The 23,104-nt window shown below is 74.0% G+C and carries 19 protein-coding genes; 17 read left to right on the top strand and 2 right to left on the bottom strand.

Going from position 1 to position 23,104, the window contains the following annotated elements; genetic code table 11:
- The first annotated feature begins 64 nt into the window (after positions 1-64).
- The 5 genes from SJY06_RS06495 (at position 65) to SJY06_RS06515 (ending at position 5,682) form a co-directional block, all read left to right on the top strand.
- Positions 65-925 carry a hypothetical protein gene (locus SJY06_RS06495; RefSeq protein ID WP_380165810.1) on the top strand — a complete coding sequence of 287 codons (861 nt, stop codon included), beginning with the start codon at positions 65-67 and terminating at the stop codon, positions 923-925.
- Positions 926-1,020: 95 nt separating this feature from the next.
- Complete coding sequence (locus tag SJY06_RS06500) at positions 1,021-2,298, top strand: O-antigen ligase family protein (RefSeq protein WP_380165812.1); 1,278 nt, start codon at positions 1,021-1,023, stop codon at positions 2,296-2,298.
- Positions 2,295-3,149: a glycosyltransferase family 2 protein gene (locus SJY06_RS06505; RefSeq protein ID WP_380165814.1), complete on the top strand. Its 855-nt coding sequence runs from the start codon at positions 2,295-2,297 to the stop codon at positions 3,147-3,149. Before SJY06_RS06500 ends, SJY06_RS06505 begins: the two co-directional genes overlap by 4 nt.
- A 119-nt stretch (positions 3,150-3,268) precedes the next feature.
- Positions 3,269-4,414, top strand: coding sequence for a Coenzyme F420 hydrogenase/dehydrogenase, beta subunit C-terminal domain (locus SJY06_RS06510; protein ID WP_380165816.1), 1,146 nt, complete (start codon positions 3,269-3,271; stop codon positions 4,412-4,414).
- The gene (locus SJY06_RS06515; RefSeq protein ID WP_380165818.1) at positions 4,411-5,682 is read left to right on the top strand and encodes a polysaccharide pyruvyl transferase family protein; all 1,272 of its coding nucleotides are present in this window, start codon (positions 4,411-4,413) and stop codon (positions 5,680-5,682) included. The genes SJY06_RS06510 and SJY06_RS06515 overlap by 4 nt, the downstream gene beginning before the upstream one ends.
- Here the strand turns inward: SJY06_RS06515 and SJY06_RS06520 are convergent.
- Positions 5,663-6,697 carry a glycosyltransferase gene (locus SJY06_RS06520; protein ID WP_380165820.1) on the bottom strand — a complete coding sequence of 345 codons (1,035 nt, stop codon included), beginning with the start codon at positions 6,695-6,697 and terminating at the stop codon, positions 5,663-5,665. The genes SJY06_RS06515 and SJY06_RS06520 overlap by 20 nt on opposite strands.
- A gap of 44 nt (positions 6,698-6,741) precedes the next feature.
- Here SJY06_RS06520 and SJY06_RS06525 point away from each other — a divergent pair, with 44 nt between their 5' ends.
- Positions 6,742-7,773 carry a polysaccharide pyruvyl transferase family protein gene (locus tag SJY06_RS06525; protein WP_380165822.1) on the top strand — a complete coding sequence of 344 codons (1,032 nt, stop codon included), beginning with the start codon at positions 6,742-6,744 and terminating at the stop codon, positions 7,771-7,773.
- A gap of 76 nt (positions 7,774-7,849) precedes the next feature.
- Here the strand turns inward: SJY06_RS06525 and SJY06_RS06530 are convergent, their stop codons facing one another.
- Complete coding sequence (locus SJY06_RS06530; protein ID WP_380165824.1) at positions 7,850-9,304, bottom strand: hypothetical protein; 1,455 nt, start codon at positions 9,302-9,304, stop codon at positions 7,850-7,852.
- A gap of 410 nt (positions 9,305-9,714) precedes the next feature.
- Between SJY06_RS06530 and SJY06_RS06535 the strand changes: the two genes are divergently transcribed.
- The 11 genes from SJY06_RS06535 to SJY06_RS06585 all read left to right on the top strand — a co-directional run bounded on the left by SJY06_RS06535 (position 9,715) and on the right by SJY06_RS06585 (position 23,094).
- Entirely contained in the window at positions 9,715-10,836 is a 1,122-nt protein-coding gene (locus SJY06_RS06535) for a nucleotidyltransferase family protein (protein WP_380165826.1), read from the top strand.
- A gap of 149 nt (positions 10,837-10,985) precedes the next feature.
- A complete protein-coding gene (locus SJY06_RS06540) occupies positions 10,986-11,567 on the top strand; it encodes a hypothetical protein (protein ID WP_380165828.1) in 582 nt (193 codons plus the stop codon).
- Between the two features lie 177 nt (positions 11,568-11,744).
- Positions 11,745-12,308 (top strand): hypothetical protein, encoded by a 564-nt coding sequence (locus SJY06_RS06545; RefSeq protein ID WP_380165830.1) that lies wholly within the window; start codon positions 11,745-11,747, stop codon positions 12,306-12,308.
- Between the two features lie 288 nt (positions 12,309-12,596).
- Complete coding sequence (locus SJY06_RS06550) at positions 12,597-13,166, top strand: hypothetical protein (RefSeq protein ID WP_380165832.1); 570 nt, start codon at positions 12,597-12,599, stop codon at positions 13,164-13,166.
- A gap of 91 nt (positions 13,167-13,257) precedes the next feature.
- On the top strand, positions 13,258-17,004 hold the full coding sequence (mfd, locus tag SJY06_RS06555; protein WP_380165834.1) for a transcription-repair coupling factor: 3,747 nt from the start codon (positions 13,258-13,260) through the stop codon (positions 17,002-17,004).
- Positions 17,001-17,606, top strand: a complete 606-nt coding sequence (locus SJY06_RS06560) for a hypothetical protein (protein WP_380165836.1) — start codon at positions 17,001-17,003, stop codon at positions 17,604-17,606. The genes mfd and SJY06_RS06560 overlap by 4 nt, the downstream gene beginning before the upstream one ends.
- A 1-nt stretch (position 17,607) precedes the next feature.
- Positions 17,608-18,366: a MazG family protein gene (locus SJY06_RS06565; protein WP_380165838.1), complete on the top strand. Its 759-nt coding sequence runs from the start codon at positions 17,608-17,610 to the stop codon at positions 18,364-18,366.
- 117 nt (positions 18,367-18,483) lie between these two features.
- Positions 18,484-20,646, top strand: a complete 2,163-nt coding sequence (pknB, locus tag SJY06_RS06570; RefSeq protein WP_380169681.1) for a Stk1 family PASTA domain-containing Ser/Thr kinase — start codon at positions 18,484-18,486, stop codon at positions 20,644-20,646.
- Positions 20,647-20,778: 132 nt separating this feature from the next.
- On the top strand, positions 20,779-22,062 hold the full coding sequence (gene eno / locus SJY06_RS06575; RefSeq protein ID WP_380165840.1) for a phosphopyruvate hydratase: 1,284 nt from the start codon (positions 20,779-20,781) through the stop codon (positions 22,060-22,062).
- A 17-nt stretch (positions 22,063-22,079) separates the two neighbouring features.
- On the top strand, positions 22,080-22,577 hold the full coding sequence (locus SJY06_RS06580; RefSeq protein ID WP_380165842.1) for a septum formation initiator family protein: 498 nt from the start codon (positions 22,080-22,082) through the stop codon (positions 22,575-22,577).
- Positions 22,570-23,094, top strand: a complete 525-nt coding sequence (locus SJY06_RS06585) for a DUF501 domain-containing protein (RefSeq protein ID WP_380165844.1) — start codon at positions 22,570-22,572, stop codon at positions 23,092-23,094. Before SJY06_RS06580 ends, SJY06_RS06585 begins: the two co-directional genes overlap by 8 nt.
- The last annotated feature ends 10 nt before the right edge of the window (positions 23,095-23,104 follow it).

Below are 23,104 nucleotides of genomic sequence, written 5' to 3' on the forward strand. Positions count from 1 at the left end.
GCTGCCTCCCGGTCCCCGGGAGCAGGCAAGGCCCCGACACCACCGAGAGAACGAAGGACCGGACGTGGACTTCTGGGAGGTACTGAAGGTCGTCGTCCGACGCTGGGTCGTCACGGTGCCGCTGGTCCTGGCGACGGGGGCGGTCGCCGTCCTTCTGCCACCGACCATCGACCCCTCGTACTCGGCTTCGATCTCGGCGGTGGTCATCACCCCGATCGACAACCAGAACCCCGCCAACCCGTTCCTCGCCCTGGGACCGGTGACGATGGCGGCCAGCCTGGCCGGCAGCGGCGACAGCGGGGCTGCGGTGGAGAGTGCGGTCCAGGCTGGGGTGTCCCCGACATTCACCGTCAACCAGCAGAACTCCCGGTCGCCCATCGTCACCGCCGAGGTCCAGGCCGCGACACCGGAGCTGGCGGTCGCGACGGCCGAGTTCGTCAGGACCGCCCTCACAGAGCAGCTGCAGGCCCAGCAAGACGCCGTGTCCGCGCCGCCGGAGGCCCAGTACTACCTGCAGGACCTGACCGGCCCGGTCGCCCCGGTCCCGGTCTACGAGGGTGCCCAGCGGGTCCGGTTCCTGGCGATCGGCATCGGCCTGCTGCTCACCGTGGTGGTCGCCATGGCGATCGAAGGCATCGCTGTGCTGCGCGCCCGTCGGCGGGACGCGGCCCACGGCCTGTCCGGTGACGAGCGTGAGCGGCTGGCCATCATCGAGGAGCGCGAGGCGCTGCTGGTCGAGCGTGAGCGTCTCCTCCGGGCTCGAGAGCTCGAGCACTCGCGGCGGACCGGAGCGCCCACCGACGCCCCCGCCCAGGAGCAGTGGCGCCGAGGCCGGTTCTCGACCGAGGTCCCGCAGCGCCGGGCCGGTGAGACGGACGAGTCGGGAGGCGGCACCGCCGCGTCCGTGGCGACGAAGCCCCGGTAGCCGTGTCAGCGAGACCGGTGCTCGACCCGCGGTCGAGCGGGTCAACCCGTGCGCCCGTGGCAAGGGCCTGGCAGGACTGGCGTCCCGACGCAGCCATGGTCGTCGGAATCGTCGTCGTCAGCGCCTACGTCCTCCCCGCTCGCCTGGTCGTGACGGGGCTCGGGGCGGCCGGCCGGCCGGCACTGCTGCTCGGGGCCGCCCTGCTGGGATGGTGGTGCCTGGCGCGCCTGGTGCCGGGCTTGTTCGTGCCCGGGCGGAACCCGCTGCGGGTGGCACTGGTCCTCTACGTGCTCACGTTCCTGGTGTCGGTGCTCCTCGGATTCGCGCGGGACATGCCCGTCGTCGAGGTCTCTGGGGCCGACCGCTCGTTGCTGCGCATGTTCGGCCTCGTCGGCATCACGTTGGTGGTCTGCGACGGCGTGCGCACGAAGGAGCGGCTCGACTGGCTCCTGCGTACCTACCTTGCGGCCGCCGCGTTCATGGCTGCGGTCGGCACGCTGCAGTTCGTCGCTGACATCGACCTGACGAGATGGCTCCGGCTCCCGGGGCTGGTCGCGAACGGGGACCTGATCGGCATCGCCGGGCGGGGCTGGGACATCAACCGGGTGGCGGGCACAGCAGGGCACTACATCGAGTTCGGGGTCCTGCTGACCCTGGCCGTGCCGATCGCCCTGCACTTCGGCTTCCACTCCGAGGCCAGGTGGCGTCGCGCGATGTACCAGGGGCTGGCGGCCTGGCTGGTGCTGGCCAGCTTCTACTCGGTGTCCCGCAGCGCCATCGTCTGCCTCCTGGTGGCGGCGGCGTTCACGGCGACGGGCTGGACCTGGCGACGCAAGGTCAACATCGCCGTGCTGGGAGTGCTCTTCCTGGTCGCCGTCCGAGCATTCCAGCCGGGCCTGCTCGGCACGCTCCGCTCGTTGTTCACCAACATCGACAACGACCCGAGCATCGAGGGTCGCACCAACGACTACGAGGTCGTCGCACCGCTGATCGCGGACCGGTTGTGGTTCGGCCGCGGCCCGGGCACCTACTCGCCGGTCAACTACGTCCTGCTCGACAACCAGTGGCTCAACATCCTGATCACGAACGGGGTGGTGGGGGTCGTGGCGTCCGCCGGTGTGATCGCGGCCGCGGTGGCGCTGGCGGCGCGGACGGGCCGCTGGGCGGCGACCGACCGGGACCGCAACCTGGGACGCGCCCTCACCGCCAGCCTGCTCGCCGCCGCCGTCATCTCGCTCACCTTCGACTCGCTGAGCTTCAGCACCTTCGCGGTCACCTTGTTCTTCCTGCTAGGAGTCGCCGGTGCCCACTGGCGGCTCACCGGAGGTCCGCGACCGGGGGACCGGACGCCACCACCGGGGGTGCCGCTGTGACCACGTCGCCCGACGCCTGGGTGGACCTCGTCATGATCACCTTCCGGCGGGCGGAGTACGTGCGGATGACGTTGCCGCACCTGCTCTCGTCCATCGACGACCGCACCCGGGTCTGGCTGTGGCACAACGGCGACGACGCGGACGTGATGTCGGTCGTGGACCAGTACCGGGACCACCCGCGCGTGCACCGGGTCCACCACAGCCCGGACAACGTCCGGCTCCGACCACCCACCAACTGGCTGTGGCAGGAGGCCGAGGGGGAGCTGCTCGGCAAGGTCGACGACGACTGCATGCTCGAGGACGGCTGGGTCGGGCGGTTGCGAGCGGCCCACGCGGCCGCCGACCTCGGGGTCCTGGGCAGCTGGCGCTTCCAGCCCGAGGACTACCGGCCGGATCTGGCGGGGCCGAAGACCGTGGAGCTGCCGGGAGGGGTCACGTTGCTGCGCAACCACTGGGTGCAGGGCAGCGGGTACCTGGTGCCGCGTCAGGTGGTGGAGGAGGTCGGGCCGCTGCGTGAGGGTCAGACCTTCACCCGGTGGTGCCTGGAGGTCGCGAGGACGGGCCGGTCGAACGGCTGGCTCCTGCCCTTCGTGCACGAGGAGCACCTCGACGACCCCCGGGCCCCGCACAGCAGCCTGCGCACCGACGAGGACCTGCGGCGTCACCTGCCGCTGTCGGCCCAGGCTCACGGCGTCACCCGGCTGTCGGACTGGACGGACCAGATGCGCCGTTCCGCGCTCGTGGTCCAGCAGGCGTCGCTGGACCTGTCCGCCTACGACGGGTGGCGGGCGCGCGGCCGCCGGTTGGCGCGTCGGGCGCAGCGGGCACTGACCGGGAGGAGCACGTGGTGAGCAACCACCCGGGGTCGCTGCTGAGGCGTCCCTTGCCGTTGACCATCGGAGCCGTGGTCCGTGACGACATGTGCAGCGGCTGCGGTTTGTGCGCCGGTCTGCAGCCTGAGGTACTGCAGATGCAGGACGACGTCGAGCGCGGGCTCCGGCCTCGCCTGCGGCCGGGGCGGGTGGACGAGGAGACGGCGGTTGCGGCGGACTTCTGCCCGGGGGCCCACATCACCCGGCCGGTGCCGTCGACCGAGACCATCGCGTCGTTGCGCGACGGCTGGGGAGACGTGCTCGAGCTGTGGGAGGGGTACGCCGCCGACCCCGACATCCGTCTGGCGGGTTCCAGCGGCGGGGTGGTGACCGCGCTCGGGCTGCACGCGGCGACCGCCGCCGGCCTCGGGGGGGTCGTCCACACGACGGCGGACCCGGCCGACCCGCTGCGGAGCGTGACGGTCCGCAGCACGAACCGCGAGGACCTGCTGCGGGCCGCCGGGTCCCGGTACGCCCCGGCGGGACCGTGCGACCGGCTCGACCTCGTCGAGGAGGCCGACCGGCCGGTGCTCGTGGTGGGCAAGCCCTGCGACGTCGCGGGGCTGAGCGCCGCAGCCGCCGCGCGCCCCAGGCTCGCGGCGGGGGTCGCGGCCACGGTCGCGGTCTTCTGTGCCGGTACCCCGACCACCCGCGGCACCCTGGAGATGCTCGCCGTCATGGGCGTGAGCGGTCCGGAGGACGTCGCCTCGTTGCGCTACCGAGGCAACGGCTGGCCCGGGCACGCCGTGGCCGTGACCCGCAGCGGCGTGCCGGCCGAGGGCAGGTTGACCTACGACGGATCGTGGAACCGGGTGCTGCAGCGGCACCGGCAGTGGCGGTGCAGGCTGTGCCCCGACCACACGGGGGAGCTCGCCGACGTGTCGGTGGGTGACCCCTGGTACCGGGAGATCGAGGAAGGTGATCCCGGCCGTTCCCTCGTGGTGGTCCGAACGGCCCGCGGGCGCGATCTCGTCCGGGACGCGGTCGCGGCCGGGCACCTCGTCCTGGAGCGCGTGCCGCCGGAGGTGCTGCCCGCCTCGCAACCCAACCTGCTCCGCACTCGCGGCGCGGTCGCGGCGCGCGTCGCGACGCTTCGCGCGGTCGGTGCCCCGCACCCGCGCTTCGACGGTTTTCCGATGTGGAGGTTCTGGTGGTCCGAGCTGCCCGTTCGCGAGAAGCTGCGCTCCACCCTTGGCACGTTGCGCCGCAGTCGGCGCCGTCGTCGGACGGGGGCGTCCGCGTGACCGACGGCCAGGGGCCTCGTCTCAGCCTGTTCGGTGCCCCCGGGAGCAACACCAACCTGGGTCTGAACGCGCTCATGCAGGGCACGGTGGCCGCCGCTCTGCAGGCCGAACCTGGTGCTCGGTTCACCGTGTTCGACAACGAGCTGGGGGTGCGGGACGGCCGGATGACCTTGGACGGTCGAACCGTCGGGTACCGGCTCGTGGGGGCCCGGAGGTCGCGTCGCGTCACCCGACCCGAGAGCTACGCCGCGATGACCGCCGCCCTGCTGGTACGTGGCCGCGGCAACCCCGGGACGAGGGCGGTGATGGGGTCCGACCTCGTGCTGGACGTCAGCGGGGGGGACAGCTTCAGCGACATCTACGGCATGCACCGGTTCCGCACCGTCTGTGCCCCGAAGCGGTTCGCGCTGCGAGCCGGTCGACCGCTCGTCCTGCTGCCCCAGACCTACGGCCCGTTCGCGAGCCGGCAGGCCGAGGACGAGGCGAGGTCCCTGGTCCGGGACGCCGAGCAGGCGTGGGCGCGCGATGCGGACAGCCATGCCGTGCTGCTCGACCTCCTGGGCCAGGATGCAGACCCCGAGCGTCACCGACTGGGTGTCGACCTGGCCATGATGCTCCCGGCATCACCGTCGACCGGGTTGCCGGGTGCGCTCTCGGAGCTCATGGACCGGCGCCCTGTCGGGGTCAACGTGTCCGGGCTGCTGTGGAACAGCCCGGAGCCGTTCGGGCTGCGGGCGGACTACCGCGAGACGGTCCGCCGTGTGGTCACCGAGCTCGTCGGCCAGGAGCACGAGGTGGTGCTGGTGCCTCACGTGCTCGGTCGCCGGCCCGGTGGAGAGGCCGACAACCTCGCCGCAGACGCCTTGCACTCGTTGCTGCCGGACGCGGTCGGGCGGCGTGTCGTGCCTCTGGCATGGCTGGAGGACGCCGGGCAGGCCAAGGCGGTCGTGTCCCGCTGCTCGTTCTTCGTGGGAACGCGCATGCACAGCACCATCGCCGCCCTGTCCACCGGGACAGCCTGCTGCGCCATCGCCTACAGCTCCAAGTACCAGGGCGTCTTCGCCGGTCTGGGTGTTGCGGAGGCCTCGCTGGACGCCCGTGTCCTGTCCACCGACGAGCTGGTGGCCTCGGTGCTGGCCACCAAGGAGCGGGCGGAGCAGCTGCGGGCCACCCTCGCTCGCACGGTCCCCGAGGTCCAGGCGCAGGCCGTGCGGCAGATGGTGCAGATCCTCGACGCTCGCCGGCCCGTCAGCAGCGCTCGGCGATGAGGCCGTGGAGCCTCTGCGCCATGGCGGCCGTCGAGTGCAGGTCGGTTGCCCTCGCCCTCCCCGCGACGCCCACCGCGGCCACCGCGCCCGGCTCGAGGGCGTGCAGCAGCCGGTCGGCGAGCGTGGCCGACTCGAGCGGGCGGACGAGCCAGCCGGTGGTCCCGTGGTCCACGTAGTCCTCGCTGCCCGGCGTGGCCGACAGGACGACCGGACGGGCGCTGGCCTGCGCCTCGAGGGCCGCAGTCATGCCCGACACGTGACCGTTGGGAAGGGTGGTCAGGACCACGCAGGAGGCGCGGGCGTACAGCTGTCGCAGGTCGGCGTGGCCGAGCGACCGGTGGGTCGTCACGCCCGGCGCGGGCGGCAGCGCCGCCCGGGTCACGACCTCCAGCCGCAGACCTGGGCGGCGGCGGCGGGCCTCGGCGAACCCGGCGAGCAGGGTCGACCAGTCGCGGTGCCGGTCGTTGCCCACACTCACCAGCAGGTCGGGGTCGGCGGCCGCTGCGTCCTGGGCGACGAAGAACTCGGTGTCGACACCGAACAGCAGGTGTGCCACGCGCGACGGTGCCACACCCAGGGCGTGCAGGGCGGGGACCTGCGGTCCGGCCAGGGTCCACACCAGGGCGCAGCGCCGAAGTGCGGCCACCGCAGCCGGTCGGGCGGGGTAGGAACCGGGTTCGTCGAGCCAGATGACTCCCGTGGCCACCGGTGTCCGACGGCCCGACAACCGGGCGCGGGGGACGCCGGCGCGCTCGTCCCAGGCCAGGCACAGCTGGGTCCCGACAGGTGGGGGACCGACCACGGCCTCCGTCCACTGCATCCCGGTCCCCCGACGGACGACCCGGGCCGGCAGCTCGGCCACGCCGGCGGGCGGCGGTCTGAACCGGACGGCGTGACCGTGCTCCTGCAGCCGGTGCAGGCCGTAGGGCGAGGCGTCCGGCACCTCGCCGGCGCGGTGCCGAGCCGCCCACTGGGACGGGTCGAGCGAGGCGCCGAGCTCGATCCACGTCCGCATCCCTGCCCGACCTCCCGCCAGCACCGACTTCCGACGAGGACAGCATGACCGACTTGCCTGCTCCGCACGCCCGACCCGACGAGGATCTCGTCCGCTCGGTCCGTTCCACGCTGCTGGAGACCCTGGCCCAGGTCCTCGACGGGGCGACGCACGTGGCCCTGGTCGACTTCCCCTACCACCGCAACGCAGGCGATGCGGCGATCTGGGCGGGGGAGCGGGCCGCTCTGGACGCTCTGGGGGTGACGGTGTCCTACGTCGCCGACGCGGGACGCTACGACCCGCGACGGCTGCGGGAGGCGCTGCCCGAAGGTCCCGTCCTGCTGCACGGGGGCGGCAGCGTCGGGGATCTCTGGCCGTGGCCCCAAGCGCTGCGAGAGCAGCTCCTGGGGGACCTGCCAGACCGGCATGTGGTCCAGCTGCCGCAGAGCGTGCACTTCGACGACCAGGACCTGCGTGAGCAGTTCGCCCGGGTGGTGGCCGGCCACGGGCGGTACACGTTCATGGCCCGGGACGAGGCGAGTGCCGACCGGGCCACCGCACTACGGCCGGACGCGGTCGTGCTGGCCCCGGACATGGCCTTCGGGCTCGGGCCGCTCACGCGCACCCGACCCGCCTCCGTGGACGTGCTGGCGCTGGCCCGGGACGACATGGAGGGCGTCAGCGGCCTGCGAGAGGGGGCCGTCGGGCGAGCGCTGGTGGTCGACTGGTCGCTCGGCCGCGTCGGGGACCTGCGCTGGCAGGCCGTCCGGATGGTGCCCCGGCTGGCCAGGCCTCTGCAGCGGGACGCCCGCACCGCGACGCTGGTCGCGCCCATGACGGCGGCCGCCCTGGAGGCGATGTGCCGGCAGGTGCTGGGCCAGGGTGTGGGACTGCTGTCCACCGCGCGGGTGGTGGTGACCGACCGGTTGCACGCGCACCTGCTCTGCTGCCTGCTGGGAATCCCGCACGTCGTGCTCGACAACAGCTACGGCAAGATCAGCGCCCTCCATCGGTTGTGGACCTCGTCCAGCGAGACGACTCACTGGGCCGAGGACCCCGATCAGGCTCTGGACCTCGCCCGCACCCTGCTGGGCTGAGACGGCAGCAGCCCCGCGGGTGCACCGCGGGGCTGCTGCCGAAGGGACCTGACCCGTCGAGGCGTCAGGCGGCGGGTCACACCGGCTTGCCGGTGTCCTCCCACGTGTTGGAGGCGTCGAAGAACACGCCACCGAAGCTGCTGCCGGCGCTCTTGGACCCAGCGACCGCGCCGTACCGGAAGTCCCGGCCGAACTGGTTGTCCCGGAACTGGTAGTCGATGACCGGACGTGCCTGCTCACCCAGACGCACCGAGTAGTAGCCGCCGTCGATCCAGTTGTCGTGGAACCGGGCGGAGGCGTTGCCGAGCATGGAGCCGGTCTGCAGGGCGGCGTTGGCGGGCTGGTTGGCCCGAGACCCGGCGACCGAGCTGTCGCCGTGCTCGGCGTCGATGACGTTGTTGGCGAAGTACTGGCCGGTGCCGTACTGGATCTGGATGGCGTCGGCGTGGGCGCCGCTGACCCAGGCCTGGTCGTGCAGCCAGGAGTTCGTCACGCTGACGTTGTCGGCGGACTTGATGTTGTCGATGTTGCCCCACAGGTCGGCGTTGCGGACGGTGACGTTGCGCAGGTAGAGCCCGGCCGACATCGCGCCGTGGACCTCGACGTACTCGATGGTCTGCTTGGCCTTGGGGGCGCCGACGCCGGAGTAGCCGACCATGGTGTGGATGCCGTAGCGGCCGCCGGCGGCGTCGAGGGTGATGTCGCGGATGGTGTAGCCGCGGTCGACGCGGGACAGGTCGAGAGTGCCGCGGACGTTGACCTTCTCGAGCAGGCCGGTGTCGAGGATGCGCTGGCGGGCCTGGCTGCCGGTGATGGTGGCGGTGGCGGGCACGCGGGGGCCGGCCTGGGCCATGACCTGCGCCTTGGTCCCGGTGGGGGCGGGGTCGGCCGGCGGAGCCGGGGTCGGGGCCGGCGGCGCGGGGGTCGGCGCGGGCGGGGCCGGGGTCGGCGTGGGGGTCGGAGTCGGGGTGGGGGTCGGCGCCGGCGGGGCGGGAGACGGGGTGGGCGCGGGCGGCGCGGGCGTGGGGCTCGGCGCCGGGGTCGGTGCGGACACCTTCCCGCTGCTGAACGCCTTGCCGTCGACGGTGCTGTTGGACACGTCGGCCGGCTGCATGAAGCTGTTGCGGCAGCCGGTCAGGGCCACGCGCTCCGCGGTGTAGTTGCCGAAGACGATGCCGTTGGTGCGCCCGCCGGTGCACTCCACCGTCGAGTCGACGATGCGGGTCCGGTCAGCGCCCGGGAAGATCCGGATGCTGTGGGCGCCGCCGTAGCTGACCTTGGTGTTCTTGATCGTCACGTCGTCGGCCTGCACGTTGATGTAGCCCTTGACGTGCTTGGCGTCGATGACCGTGCCGGCCTTCTTCACGGTGATGTTGCCGCTCGCGGTCAGCTTGGTGCCGGTGGGGACGCCGACGCTGGCGGCGGATGCGCCCGGGACGGCGACGACGGCGCTGAGGACCAGCGTGCTGAGGGCCGTGAGGGCGATCAGACGACGCGAGCGTCTGGAGGCCACAGGGGTGTGGGTGGGCATGAGGGCAAAACTCCTTGGCAGGCAGGGGGGTCGGTGTCCGCCCCCGGCCTCTGCCGAAAACACAGCGAGACCCGGGGAGGCTCTGCTACGTTTTTCGACCGCTGGGGTGGGCACTTGATCGTTCGAGTGGTGCCTTCACGCGTCCAGGCGAAGACTAGTCACCGAGCGTCGACAGGCAAGGGGTTGTCTGTGACGACGGGCCACTCAGGAACGGACTATTCGGGACACCCCCGTGTCAAGGCAACTCACGGGTAGCGTGTTATGCCTCCGCAGTGCGAGCGCACGGACACGCTACGTGCGGGTATGTCCCGCAGATGTGGTCTTGGTCACATTTTGGTCACGGGCCTGCGGAGCGCTGTTTCACCCGTTAAGAGTGTTCCCCTTGTCCGTGTTCGTCTGGTAGCGGGCCGATGACATCGGCGTCGCCCGTGTCCGCGGCGGGTCTCGCGGCCCTCGTGCGACCGGGGCTGGGCCTGCCCCCGCGCGGGCACGCGGGTCACGGCGGGCCGACCCCGGGGACCGACGGCGGAGAGGCGGACCCCATCGACCTGGTCGAGGCCGCCCGCCGGCACGGCGTCGTGGGCCTGCTGCCGACCGACGGGCGCCTGGCCGGTCCGGTGCGCGCGGCCCGGCGCGAGACGCTGGCGCACTACGTCAGGACGCTGCACGACCTGCGCACCATCCGCGACGCCTTCGCCGTCGCCGACGTCGACTGGGTCCTGGTCAAGGGGGCGGCGCTCGCCCACGAGCTGTACCCCCGCCCCGACGTGCGCCCGTTCGCCGACGCCGACGTGGTGGTCGCCCCGGGGCGGCTGGCCGCGGCGCTGGACGCGCTCGAGGCCGTGGGCGCGGTCGACCTGGTCCACAACTGGGACCTGATGCTGCGCCTCGGGCTGGCCGAGATCACCCTGGTCATGCCGGCCGGGACCCAGGTGGACCTGCACTGGAGCCTGGCCAACCGCGCCTCGGTGCGGGACGGCCTCGGGTTCCGTACCGACGCGCTGCTGGCGGGCTCGCGCCCCTGCGGCCTGCTGCCAGGGCTGCGCACCCCGGACGACGTGGACGCGCTGGTCCACGTGGCCTGGCACTGCGCCCGCAACGGGGCGGCGCGGCTGCTCTGGCTCTGCGATGTCGAGCTGGCCGCCGCCCGCGTCCTGGACCGCCACGAGGCGTTGCAGGACGCCCTGGCCCGCACCGGGACCCTGCTGCCCGTCGCGGTCGCGCTGGACCGTGCCGCCCAGGTGTTCCCGGGTGGGGCTGCGCAGACCGTGGCGGATCGGCTGCCGCAGGGCTGGTGGCGGGCGCTCAACCGGGCCAGCGGCCGGCGGCTGGTGGGCGCGCCGCCCGGGCGCCGGTCCGGGAGGGCCCTGGTGCGGGCCAGCGGGCGCGACGGCTGGCGCTCGCTGACGGCCCTGCGGGTGCCCGGGCTGCACCTGGGGCCCACCCCCGCGCAGGAGAGCCTGTCCGCCGACCGCGGCGGCACGGCGGGCCGCGGGGCCTACCTGGCGTGGGTGCAGGCGCACGGTCACTGAGCGCGACGACACGCAGGACATCTCGGGCATGCCCGTCAAACAGCCTCTGACCTGCGCTTTCTTGCTTCCTGATCCATCGTCGGGGCGCTACCGTCCGCGCAGGGGCCGTCGTCCGGTCGGGCCCACCACTCGTCTCGGGGACGGCCAACATGAACGACCTGCCCAGCACCGACACCGCGGCGGGACCCAGCCGCCGCACCACCCTCAAGAAGGGCCTGGCCGTGGGTGGGGCCGCGCTGTGGGCCGTGCCGGCCGTGCAGGCCATGGGCGTGACCGCTGCGCACGCGGAGGCGACCTCCGGTGCCCCCGGCGGTGGCCCGGTCGACCCGCCGCCGCCTCCGCCCCCGCCCACCGGCATGTACATCGCCCGCGGCTTCGTCCTGGTCCGCTGCGAGGGCCAGCTGTACTCGGTGACCATCAACCGCACCGGCCAGCTGGGCTTCAGTAGCGGGGCCGACCTGGCCTACCTGCGCGAGCTCGGCTACCGGCCGTTCACGCAGTCGCCGGCGCTGCTGGCCCGGTTCGTCGGCGGGCTCACGACCTACCAGAACGAGTTCGCGCTCACCATCACCGTGCCCGACGGCTGCGTGATCGAGGAGGGCATCGCGGTGTCCTTCGACCCCACGTTCGACAACACCCCCGGCGGGCGGCCCGACGGCTCCGACTCCTTCGGCCCGGCCAGCATCGTCGGCAAGGTCGTCTACTTCCGCGCCTCCGACGACGACGACTGATCGACCGCGGGGCGGTGGCCGCTCGGTCACCGCCCGCGACGACACGCAGGACACATCGGACGACATTTCGGAAACACTGCTCTGACCAGGCGATATAACAGACAGTGAGCGGATTCCGGGAGTACCGTCGACCACGCCAGCCACCAGGGCTGGACCCCTGTTGCAAGCGGAGACGCCATGTCTGCTGAACCCCCCACCCCGCCCGGCGAGCCGCCGGTCGGCCCCACGCGCCGCACCACGCTCAAGAAGGGCCTCGCCGTCGGTGGCGCCGCCCTGTGGGCCGTCCCGGCGGTCCAGGCCCTGTCCGTCACGGCCGCGTCGGCCCAGGGCACGTCCGCCCCGCCGCCGCCGCCGCCCCCGCCGCCGCCGCCGCCGAAGCCGACCGGCAAGTGCATCTCGCACGGCTTCGTGCTGGTCAAGTGCGGCAAGAAGTACTACGTCGCCAAGGTCGAGTCCGACGGCCGCGTCGGCGGCGCCGGCAACCAGGACCGGGACTACCTGGCCAGCCTCGGCTTCAAGACCCACTACGTCGAACGGGGCTGCCCGCCCGGGTTCGTCGGGGCCAAGACCACCTACCAGGGTGAGATCGCGCTCAAGCTGGTCGTGCCCAGCACCTGCACGATCGTCGCCGGCAGCGCGACCAGCTACGACGGCTCGTTCGCGGCGAACGGCGGCGGCAAGTTCGCGCCGGCCACGGTGGTCGGCAACAGCGTGTTCTTCCGCCAGTCCGACGACGACTGACGGTCCGACGACGACTGACCCGGCGCCGGCGCCGGCACGCCGGCGGCCGTGACGAGGGCCGGGACCACCACGGTGGTCCCGGCCCTCCGTCGTCCTCGGGCCCCGTCAAGGCGTGGTGACCGGGACAACGGTGACCCGGCGTCACCGACCGGTCGCGCAGGCGGGATCCGACCCCCTACGCGGAGCAACCGTGGCCGATCCGTGTCCCCAGATGTATCCCCGCGGTGGCCCCCGGGTCCTTATCGTTGGGTGACGGGCCACTGCGGACCGTCTGGGACGAGGTGCGACATGACTGGTGCGGACATGGCCGGGGCGAACGAGACCGGCGCGGCGGGGGAGCAGGACCGCGGGGTGGCCCGGCGCAGCGTGCTGCGGTCGGCGGCTGCGGCCGGCGGTGCCGCCCTGTGGGCGGTGCCGGCCGTGCAGGTGCTCGGCATGACCGCCGCCAGCGCCCAGTCCACCAGCCCGAGCCCGGGCCAGACCGAGACGCCCCCGCCGCCGCCCACCACGCCGCCGCCGACCACACCTGAGCCCACCGCGACCACGCCCACGGCACCCGGGTCGGAGACCACCCCGCCGACCACCCCGCCGGGCAGCACCAGCCCGTCCGGCACGGCGACCACCCCGGGCGGTGGCACCCCGGGCGGCTCCACCATGACCGCTGCCGGCGGCGTGGGCGGGGGCCAGGTCCAGGGCGGGGCCGCCGACCGGCGGCTGGCCCGCACCGGCATCGAGGCGGCGGCGTTCGTCGCGGCCGGGGCCGGGCTCGTGGCGGGCGGTGTCGCCGTGGCCAAGGCCGGCGGCACGGGTCGGCACAGCACGGCCGGGGGCGAGCCCACCCCGACCCCCGACGCCTGAGGGCGGCCGCCTCGGCGGGGCCTATCCTGGGGCCCGGTCGGCCGTGCCCCACGCCTGACCGCGCCACCGCCCCCACCCCGTGCCAGGAGCCATGACCCTCACCGGCCTGCTGCCCGTCCTCGTCGAGGACCCGGCCGTCAGCACCCTCGTCGACCTCGCCGACCCCACCGCCTCCGACACGGGGGCGGTCGACGTCGTCTGCGCCGAGGGCGTCCGCGCCCCGCTGCTGGCCGCGCTCGCCGCCCGCCGGCCGCTGCTGGTGGTCACGGCCACCGCGCGTGAGGCCGACGACACCGTCGCCGGGCTGCGCAGCTTCCTGCCCGAGGCCGACGTGGTCGGCTTCCCGGCCTGGGAGACGCTGCCCCACGAGCGGCTCAGCCCCCGCAGCGACACCGTCGCGGAGCGGCTGCAGGTGCTGCGCCGCCTCGCCCACCCCGACGAGCACCCCGGCGGCCCCGTCCGCGTCGTCGTCGCCCCGGTCCGCAGCGTCATGCAGCCGTTCGCCGTCGGGCTGGGCGACCTGCGCGAGACCCGGCTGCGGGCCGGTGACGAGGTCGACCTCGACGACGTGGTCCGCGACCTGGCCGACGCCGCCTACCACCGGGTGGACATGGTGGAGCGGCGCGGAGAGTTCGCCGTGCGCGGCGGCATCGTCGACGTGTTCCCGCCCACGGCCGCCCACCCCGTGCGCGTGGAGTTCTTCGGCGACACCGTCGACGAGCTGCGCGAGTTCGCCGTGGCCGACCAGCGCAGCCTCGGCCCGGTCGAGGACCTGCTCGCCCCGCCGTGCCGCGAGCTGCTGCTGACCGACGCCGTCCGGGCCCGGGCCGCGGACCTGCTCGAGGCCTACCCCGGTGCGGCCGAGCTGCTGACCAAGGTCGCCGACGGTCAGGCCGTCGAGGGCATGGAGGCGTTCATCCCCGTCCTGGTCGAGGCCATGACCACCTTGCTGGACGTCGTGCCCACCGACACCCTGGTCGTCTCCGTCGACCCGGCCCGGGTCGACAGCCGCGCCCAGGACCTGATCGACACCGGCGCGGAGTTCCTCGAGGCGGCCTGGTCCAACGCGGCCGCCGGCAACGTCATCCCGGTCGACCTGACGTCCGACGGCCTGTCCGCCGGGATGTTCCGCACCTTGGGTGACCTGCACGAGCACGCCCGCGACCTCGACCTGGACTGGTGGACCGCGGGCGCACTGGCCGCGGACGCCGAGCTGCGCGACGCGAGCGACGCCCGGCTGGTCACCGTGGCCGGGCGCGAGGTGCAGGGCTACCGCGGCGACCTGTCCGAGGCCGCCACCGACCTGGGCGCGCACGTGCGTGACGGCTGGCGGCTGGTCGCGGTCACCGAGGGCCACGGACCCGCCCAGCACCTGGTCAAGGTGCTCGGGTCCAACGACGTCCCCGCCCGCTACGTCGACAGCCTCGACGCCGCGCCCGAGGCGGGCGTCGTCCACGTCACCACCGCCGGGGTGCTGCACGGCTTCGTCAGCGAGGACCTGCGCCTGGCCCTGCTCACCGAGACCGACCTGGCCGGGCAGCGCACGTCCACCAAGGACATGCGCAAGATGCCGTCCAAGCGGCGGCAGATGGTCGACCCGCTGACCCTCAAGCCCGGCGACCACGTGGTGCACGAGACCCACGGCATCGGCCGCTTCGTCGAGATGACCCAGCGCGTCGTGCAGGGCGCCACCCGCGAGTACCTGGTCCTGGAGTACGCGCCCAGCAAGCGCAACCAGCCCGGCGACCGGGTCTACGTGCCCACCGACGCGTTGGACCTGGTCAGCCGCTACGTCGGCGGCGAGGCCCCGGCGCTGTCCAAGATGGGCGGCTCGGACTGGGCCAAGGCCAAGGGCCGCGCCCGCAAGGCCGTCAAGCAGATCGCCGGCGAGCTGATCCAGCTGTACAGCGCCCGGATGGCCAGCATCGGTCACGCGTTCGGCAAGGACACCGTCTGGCAGCGCGAGCTGGAGGACGCGTTCCCCTACGCCGAGACCCCCGACCAGCTGGCCAGCATCGACGAGGTCAAGGCCGACATGGAGCGGGCCGTGCCGATGGACCGCCTGATCTGCGGCGACGTCGGCTACGGCAAGACCGAGATCGCCCTGCGGGCCGCGTTCAAGGCCGTGATGGACGGCAAGCAGGTCGCCGTCCTGGTCCCCACCACCCTGCTGGTCCAGCAGCACCTGTCGACGTTCTCCGAGCGCTTCGCCGGCTACCCCGTCGTGGTCCGCGCCCTGTCGCGCTTCTCCACCGACGCCGACGCCCGGGCCGCGCGCGAGGGCGTGGCCGACGGCAGCGTCGACGTCGTCATCGGCACCCACCGGCTGCTGAGCAAGGACATGCGGTTCAAGGACCTGGGCCTGGTCGTCATCGACGAGGAGCAGCGCTTCGGCGTCGAGCACAAGGAGCAGCTGAAGAAGCTGCGCACCAACGTCGACGTGCTGGCCATGTCCGCCACGCCCATCCCGCGCACCCTGGAGATGGCCGTCACCGGCATCCGCGAGATGTCGACGCTGGCGACCCCGCCGGAGGAGCGCCACCCGATCCTCACCTACGTCGGGCCCTACGACGAGCGCCAGGTCGGCGCGGCCATCCGGCGCGAGCTGCTGCGCGAGGGCCAGGTGTTCTTCGTGCACAACCGGGTCAGCGACATCGAGCGCGTCGCGGCCCACCTGGGCTCGCTGGTGCCCGAGGCCCGGATCCGGGTGGCCCACGGCCAGATGGGGGAGGCCGACCTCGAGCAGACCGTCGTCGACTTCTGGGAGCGGCGCTTCGACGTGCTGGTCTGCACGACCATCGTCGAGACCGGCCTGGACATCGCCAACGCCAACACCCTGATCCTCGACCGGGCCGACACGTTCGGGCTGTCGCAGCTGCACCAGCTGCGCGGCCGGGTCGGGCGCGGCCGCGAGCGCGCCTACGCCTACTTCATGTGGAGCCCCGGCGCGACGCTCACCGACACCGCCCACGACCGGCTGTCCACCATCGCCGCCAACACCGAGCTGGGTGCGGGCATGCAGGTCGCGATGAAGGACCTCGAGATCCGCGGCGCCGGCAACCTGCTGGGCGGGGAGCAGTCCGGGCACATCGAGGGCGTCGGGTTCGACCTGTACCTGCGGATGGTGGCCGAGGCCGTCACCGACTACCGGCGCGACCTGGACGGCGACACCGAGCCGCCGCCCGTGGACACCACCCTCGACCTGCCGGTCGACGCGTTCCTGCCGCACGACTACGTCCCGGCCGAGCGGCTGCGCCTGGACGTGTACCGGCGCCTGGCCTCGGCCACCGACGACGCGGAGCTCGACGCCGTCGCCGAGGACCTGCGCGACCGGTTCGGCACGGCGGCCGACGGGGCCCTGCCCGGCCCGGTGCAGGCGCTGTTCGCCGTCGCCCGGCTGCGCGTGCTGCTGCGCGGCTACGCGCTGGCCGACGTCAGCGTGCAGGGCAAGTTCCTGCGCCTGGCGCCCGTGGTGCTGCCGGAGTCCAGCCAGCTGCGCCTGGAACGGCTGCACCCGCGCTCGGTCGTCAAGCCGTCGCTGTCCACCGTCCTGGTGCCGCTGCCCACCGCCCCGCAGGCGGGCCGGCTCAGCGGCGGGCCGGTGGCCGACACCGACCTGATCGCCTGGGTGCGCGACCTGGTCACCACGGTCCTGCCCGCCCCGGCGACCGGTGTGCCGGCCGCGACCGGACCCCGCCCGGAGGCCGTCGCCGGACCCGCCGGCACCGGCCGGGTGCGAACCGGCACCGCCGCCGGGGGCGCGGCGGCCCCGGTCGCGGCCGTAGGGTTCCGTACCGAGCACCAGCAGAGCACCGTCGAAGGGATGAGCAGACGATGACGCCCCGCACCTCCACCAGGGCCTCCGGGGCCAGGACCGGCGCCGTCGTGGGCGCGGTCGTGCTGTCGCTCGGCCTGAGCGCGTGCTCCGCGGCGGGCAGGCCCGGCGCCGCCGCCGTCGTCGACGGCCGGGTCGTGGCCGAGGCCGACGTGCAGGCCGCGGTGAGCGAGCTGCCCCTGGAGATCACCCAGGGCACCCGGGTCGACCCGGTCCAGATCGTCAGCCTGCTGGTCGCCGCCGACGCCGTCGAGGCCGTCGCCCGCGAGTTCACCGAGCAGTCGCCGGCCGACCTGTTCGCCACCGACGAGGACGCGCAGGAGTTCCTGGACGCCGTCGACGTCGAGGCCGGGCGGGGACCGCAGGAGTACTCCGAGGCCACGCTGCAGGTCATCGCCACCAACCTGATGCTGTCCAACCTGCAGCAGACCGACGTTGCCGCCCCCGCCCTGCAGGAGGCCATCACCGGCCTGCAGGACGCCGACGTCAGCATCAACCCCCGGTACGGCACCGTCGGTGAGCAGGGAGAGCTGCAGTTCGGCGACTTCCGCCGCGACTGGCTGCCCGAGACCGCCACCGACGCCCAGGCGACGCCGCAGGGCTGACGTGGACGGGGACCAGGACCGGGCGACGAGGCCCGGCTCCGCGCTGCTGGACGTGGTGGCGGTCATGGACCGCCTGCGCGGCCCCGGCGGCTGCCCCTGGGACGCCGAGCAGACCCACGACAGCCTGACCCGGTACCTGGTCGAGGAGACCTACGAGGTCATCGACGCCGTGGCCGGTCTGGACGCCGGGGCCCCCGGGGCCGAGGCGGACCTGGCCGAGGAGCTCGGCGACGTGCTGCTGCAGGTCGTGTTCCACGCCCGGGTCGCGGCCGAGCGCGGCGCGTTCGACGTCGACGACGTGGCCACCGGCCTGGTCGACAAGCTCCGCCGGCGCCATCCGCACGTCTTCGCCGACGAGCAGGTGCGCACCGGTGCGGGGGTGCAGGCCCGCTGGGACGAGCTCAAGGCGGCCGAGAAGCCCTCCCGCGGTCCGGTCGACGGCATCCCCCGCCACCTGCCCGCGCTCGCACGGGCCGACAAGCTGCTCGCGCGCCTGGAGCGGGCGGGGCTTACAGACCGCGCGGTCGGTGCCGATGACTTGACGGTGGACGCACCCCCGACGACCCAGGACTCGGTCGGTGCCGCCCTGTTCGAGCTCGTCCGGCGGGCCCGGGCCGGCGGTGTCGACCCGGAGGCCGCGCTGCGCGCGCACGTCGACGGGGTCATCCACGAGACCGGCGGACGCGGCGCCCACCCGGCCGGTCACGACACGGCCGACGCACCGACGCCCCCGGCAGGCGGCAGCGGTGCGGTGCACTGAGTACGGTCGAGCGGTGGACCCCTCCCACGCACCGCTGACGACGGCCGACGGCCGTCCGGCCGTGCTGCCCGGGCGGTCCGCGGCGCGTGGTGCGGGGCCCGCCGGGAGGCCGTCGTGATGGGGCCCCGGCCGGTCCTGGACGACCGGTACGAGCTCGGGGAGACCCTGGGTCGCGGCGGCATGGCGCAGGTGCGCCGCGCCCGCGACCTGCGGCTCGGTCGAGAGGTCGCCGTCAAGCTGCTGTACCCCGAGGTCGCCATGGACCCCGAGGCCATGGCCGCGTTCCGGGCCGAGGCGATGAGCTCGGCCCGGCTCAACCACCCGGGCATCGTCCAGGTCCACGACGTCGGTGAGGCCGTGGTCGACGGCGTGCCCCGGCCGTACCTGGTCATGGAGATGATCGAGGGCCAGCCGCTGTCCCACCTGCTGGTGGACGGCACCCCGCTGACCGTCGAGCGGGCCCTGGAGATCGGGGTCGACGTCACCAGCGCGCTCGCGCACGCCCACGAGCGCGGCCTGGTCCACCGCGACGTGACCCCCGGCAACCTGATGGTGCTGCGGGACGGGTCGGTCAAGGTCACCGACTTCGGCATCGCCCGGGCCATGCCCGGCGCGCAGCTGCTGGAGCACGAGGACTTCACCGACGAGCTCGCCGAGGCCGGCTCCGGGTTCGGGTCCATCGCCTACCTGAGCCCCGAGCAGGCCCGGCGCGGGTTCGTCGACGCTCGCTCCGACCTGTACAGCGTCGGCTGCCTGCTGACGGCGATGCTGACGGGCTACCCGCCGTTCCGCGGCGGGGCCAAGGACGTGGTCCGCCACCACCTGCGCACCCTGCCGCCCGCGCCGTCCTCGCGCCGGCCCGGCCTGCCGGCCGCGCTGGACGACATCGTGGTCCGGGCGCTGGAGAAGGACCCCTGGGCCCGGCCCCAGTCCGCCGCCGAGATGCGCCGCGACCTGCTGCAGGTCCTCGGCGAGGTCGACGCGCCCGCCGCCTGGGCCGCCGGCGCCCACGGGCTGGCCACCGCCGTCGCGCCGCACGAGCCGCAGCGGCACAACGCCGAGGTCGTCGACGCCGACACCCAGGCCGTCGGCTCGGGGCTGCTGCCGGACTACCTGCCCGACGACGACGAGGACGACGAACCCCGTCCCGGTGTCGTGGCCGGCGCGACCGCCGCGGCCGCGACGGCGGGCGGGGCCGCAGGTCCCGACGCCGGCCCGGCCCCCGACGACACGGCGGAGCGCCCCGCTCTGCCGCCGCCCGGTGCCCCCGGGCACCGCCGCACCCGGGCCCGCCGCGGGCTGGGCCGCCTGGTGGCGTCCCGCCGCGCGGCGCTGGCCCTGGCCGCGGCGCTGGCCGTGCTGCTCGTCATCGCCGTCACGTCCTTGTGGCCCGACCCGGTCGCGGACCCCACCCTGGCCGGCACGGGCGCCCCGGTGCCGGTGCCGCGCACGGCCGGGCTGACCGTCGAGCAGGCCGGGGAACGGCTGGAGGACTCCGGCCTGGTCGTCGGCGACAGCACGACCCTGCCCAGCGTCGAGGTCCCGCGCGGTGCCGTGCTCGGCACGGACCCGGCCTCCGGCGAGCAGGCACCCGGCGGCTCGACCGTGGACCTGATCATCAGCTCGGGCCCGGACAGCACGGCGGTGCCCAACCTGGTCGGCGTGCTCGTGCCGGACGCCCGGGGGGCGCTGGAGGACTCCGGCCTGGTGGTCGGCGACGTCCTGGAGGTGCCGTCCACGTCCCCGCAGGGCACCGTCATCGAGTCCGCCCCCGGCTTCGCCGAGGTGCTGCCCGAGGGGGCGGTCGTCGACCTGGTCGTGGCCAGCGGGTCCAACCTGGTGCCGCCCGTCGTCGGGCTCGAGCAGGGCCAGGCGGTGGCCCAGGTCACCGGGGCCGGGTTCGTCGTCGAGGTGGAGGAGCGCCAGTCCGACGAGCCGGGCGGCCTGGTCCTGGAGGTGCAGCCCGAGGCGTCGGAGGCGCAGCGGCTCGGCACCACCGTGACGATCGTCGTGTCGTCGTCCGTGGACGCCGCCGCGGTGCGGGTCACCCAGACCGCCGTGGCCACCACGACGGCGCGGGCGACCACCACCGCCCGCGCGACGACCACGGCCACCACGACGCAGCGCGCCACCACGACCGCCACCGCGACGGCCACCGCGACGGCCACGGTGCGCACGACGGCCACCAGCACCGTCACCAGCACGGCCACCGTGACCAGCACCGCGACCGTGACGGCCCAGCCCGAGCCCGGCCCGGAGGCCGACGCCGTCCAGCCGTGAGCGCAGCCGCTGCCCACGAGCTGGCGCGCCCGGACGGAGCAGCAGCCTCGGCTCGGTAGTCTCGACCCGGTCGGCTGCCCGGGTCGACCGTGCCCGCCGAACCACACACCTCAGACCGAAGGAGCGCCCCTCGTGGCCACCATCGAAGCCATCGGAGCACGCGAGATCCTCGACTCCCGCGGCAACCCCACCGTCGAGGTCGAGGTCGAGCTCGACGACGGCACCCTCGAGCGCGCCGCGGTCCCCTCCGGCGCCAGCACCGGTGCGTTCGAGGCCGTGGAGCGCCGTGACGGCGACAAGGCCCGCTACCTGGGCAAGGGCGTGCAGAACGCCGTCGACGCCGTCCTGGACGAGATCGGTCCCGAGCTGGTCGGCTACGACGCGGACGAGCAGCGCCTGGTCGACCAGGCGATGATCGACCTGGACGCCACCCCCAACAAGGCCACGCTCGGTGCCAACGCCATCCTCGGCGTCTCGCTGGCCGTGGCCAAGGCCGCCGCCGCCTCGGCCGGCCTGCCGCTGTTCCGCTACGTCGGCGGCCCCAACGCCCACGTGCTGCCCGTGCCGATGATGAACATCGTCAACGGCGGCGCGCACGCCGACTCCGGCGTCGACATCCAGGAGTTCATGGTCGCCCCGATCTCCGCGCCCTCGTTCGCCGAGGCGCTGCGGATGGGCGTGGAGACCTACCACTCGCTCAAGTCGGTCCTCAAGGCCCGCGGCCTGTCCACCGGCCTGGGCGACGAGGGCGGGTTCGCCCCCAGCGTCGGCAGCAGCCGCGAGGCGCTCGACCTGATCGCCGAGGCCGTCGAGAAGGCCGGCTTCCGGCTCGGCGACGACATCGCGCTGGCGCTCGACGTCGCCGCGACCGAGCTGCACTCCGACGGCAGCTACCGCTTCGAGGGCGAGCAGCGCACCAGCGAGCAGATGGTCGACTTCTACGCCGACCTGGTGTCGTCCTACCCGCTGGTGTCCATCGAGGACCCGCTGGACGAGGAGGACTGGGCCGGCTGGGCGCACCTGATGGAGCGAGTCGGCGACAAGGTCCAGATCGTCGGCGACGACCTGTTCGTCACCAACCCGACCCGGCTGCAGCGCGGCATCGACGAGCGCAACGCCAACGCGCTGCTGGTCAAGGTCAACCAGATCGGCACCCTGACCGAGACCCTGGACGCGGTCGACCTGGCCCACCGCAACGGCTTCCGCTGCATGATGAGCCACCGTTCGGGCGAGACCGAGGACACCACCATCGCCGACCTGGCCGTGGCCACCAACTGCGGTCAGATCAAGACCGGCGCGCCGGCCCGTACCGACCGGGTGGCCAAGTACAACCAGCTCCTGCGCATCGAGGAGCTGCTGGACGACGCGGCGGTCTACGCCGGGGCCGGGGCGTTCCCCCGGTTCCGTCGCGGCTGAGCGAGCAGGACCAGCGGGTGGGCGACGCGCGGCGCGACCGGGACCGGGACGACACCGGGCCCCGGACGCGTCGCGTCGTCGTCCTGCTCGCGCTCGGCGTGGTCTGCGCCCTGGTGCTTGCCCCGCCGCTGCGGTTGTACGTGGAGCAGCAGCGCGACATCGCGGCCCTGCGCGGCGAGATCGAGCAGCGGGGCAGCGACGTGGCCGCGCTGGAGACCGAGGTCGGGCTGTGGGACGACGACGCCTACGTCGCCGCCCAGGCGCGGGAGCGGCTGAACTTCGTCATGCCGGGGGACACCGGGTACGTGGTGCCCGACCCGGAGGCCTCCGCGGCGGAGCCCGACCCGGGGGCGCTGGACGTCGAGGGCGTGCGCCGGCCCGACGCCCCGCCGGCCGGGACCTGGTACGACCGGGTCTGGTCCAGCGTCGAGGCCGTCGGCACGGGCACGGCCGACCCGGTCCTGGACGCGCCCGAGGTGGGTGGCGGCGAGATCGGCGAGGACGTCGATGACTGAGCCGTCGGGCCCGGTTGACCCCGTCGACCCCGTGGACGTCGCGACGGTCACCGAGCAGCTGGGTCGCCAGGCGCGGGCCGTGGTCGAGGTCGCGCACCGCTGCCCGTGCGGCAACCCCGACGTGGTGCGGACCCTGCCGCGGCTGCCCGGGGGCACGCCGTTCCCGACGTCGTACTACCTGACCTGCCCGCGGGCCACGGGTGCGGTCAGCACGCTGGAGTCCGCCGGGCTGATGCGCGAGATGACCGACCGGCTGGGCACCGACGCCGACCTGGCCGCCGCCTACCGGCGGGCCCACGAGGCGTACCTGGCGCAGCGGGCCGAGCTGGGTGACGTGCCCGAGATCGACGGCATCAGCGCCGGCGGCATGCCCGACCGGGTCAAGTGCCTGCACGTGCTGGTCGCGCACTCCCTGGCCGCCGGGCCCGGCGTCAACCCGCTGGGTGACGAGGCGCTGGCCGCGCTGGGCGACTGGTGGGCCGCCGGGCCCTGCGTCGCCCGGCCCGAGGCCGGCTGAGCGAGCCCAC

Origin of the sequence: Jannaschia sp. R86511, from assembly GCF_042466345.1 — a bacterium.
Taxonomy (GTDB): domain Bacteria; phylum Actinomycetota; class Actinomycetes; order Actinomycetales; family JBBAYJ01; genus Aquipuribacter.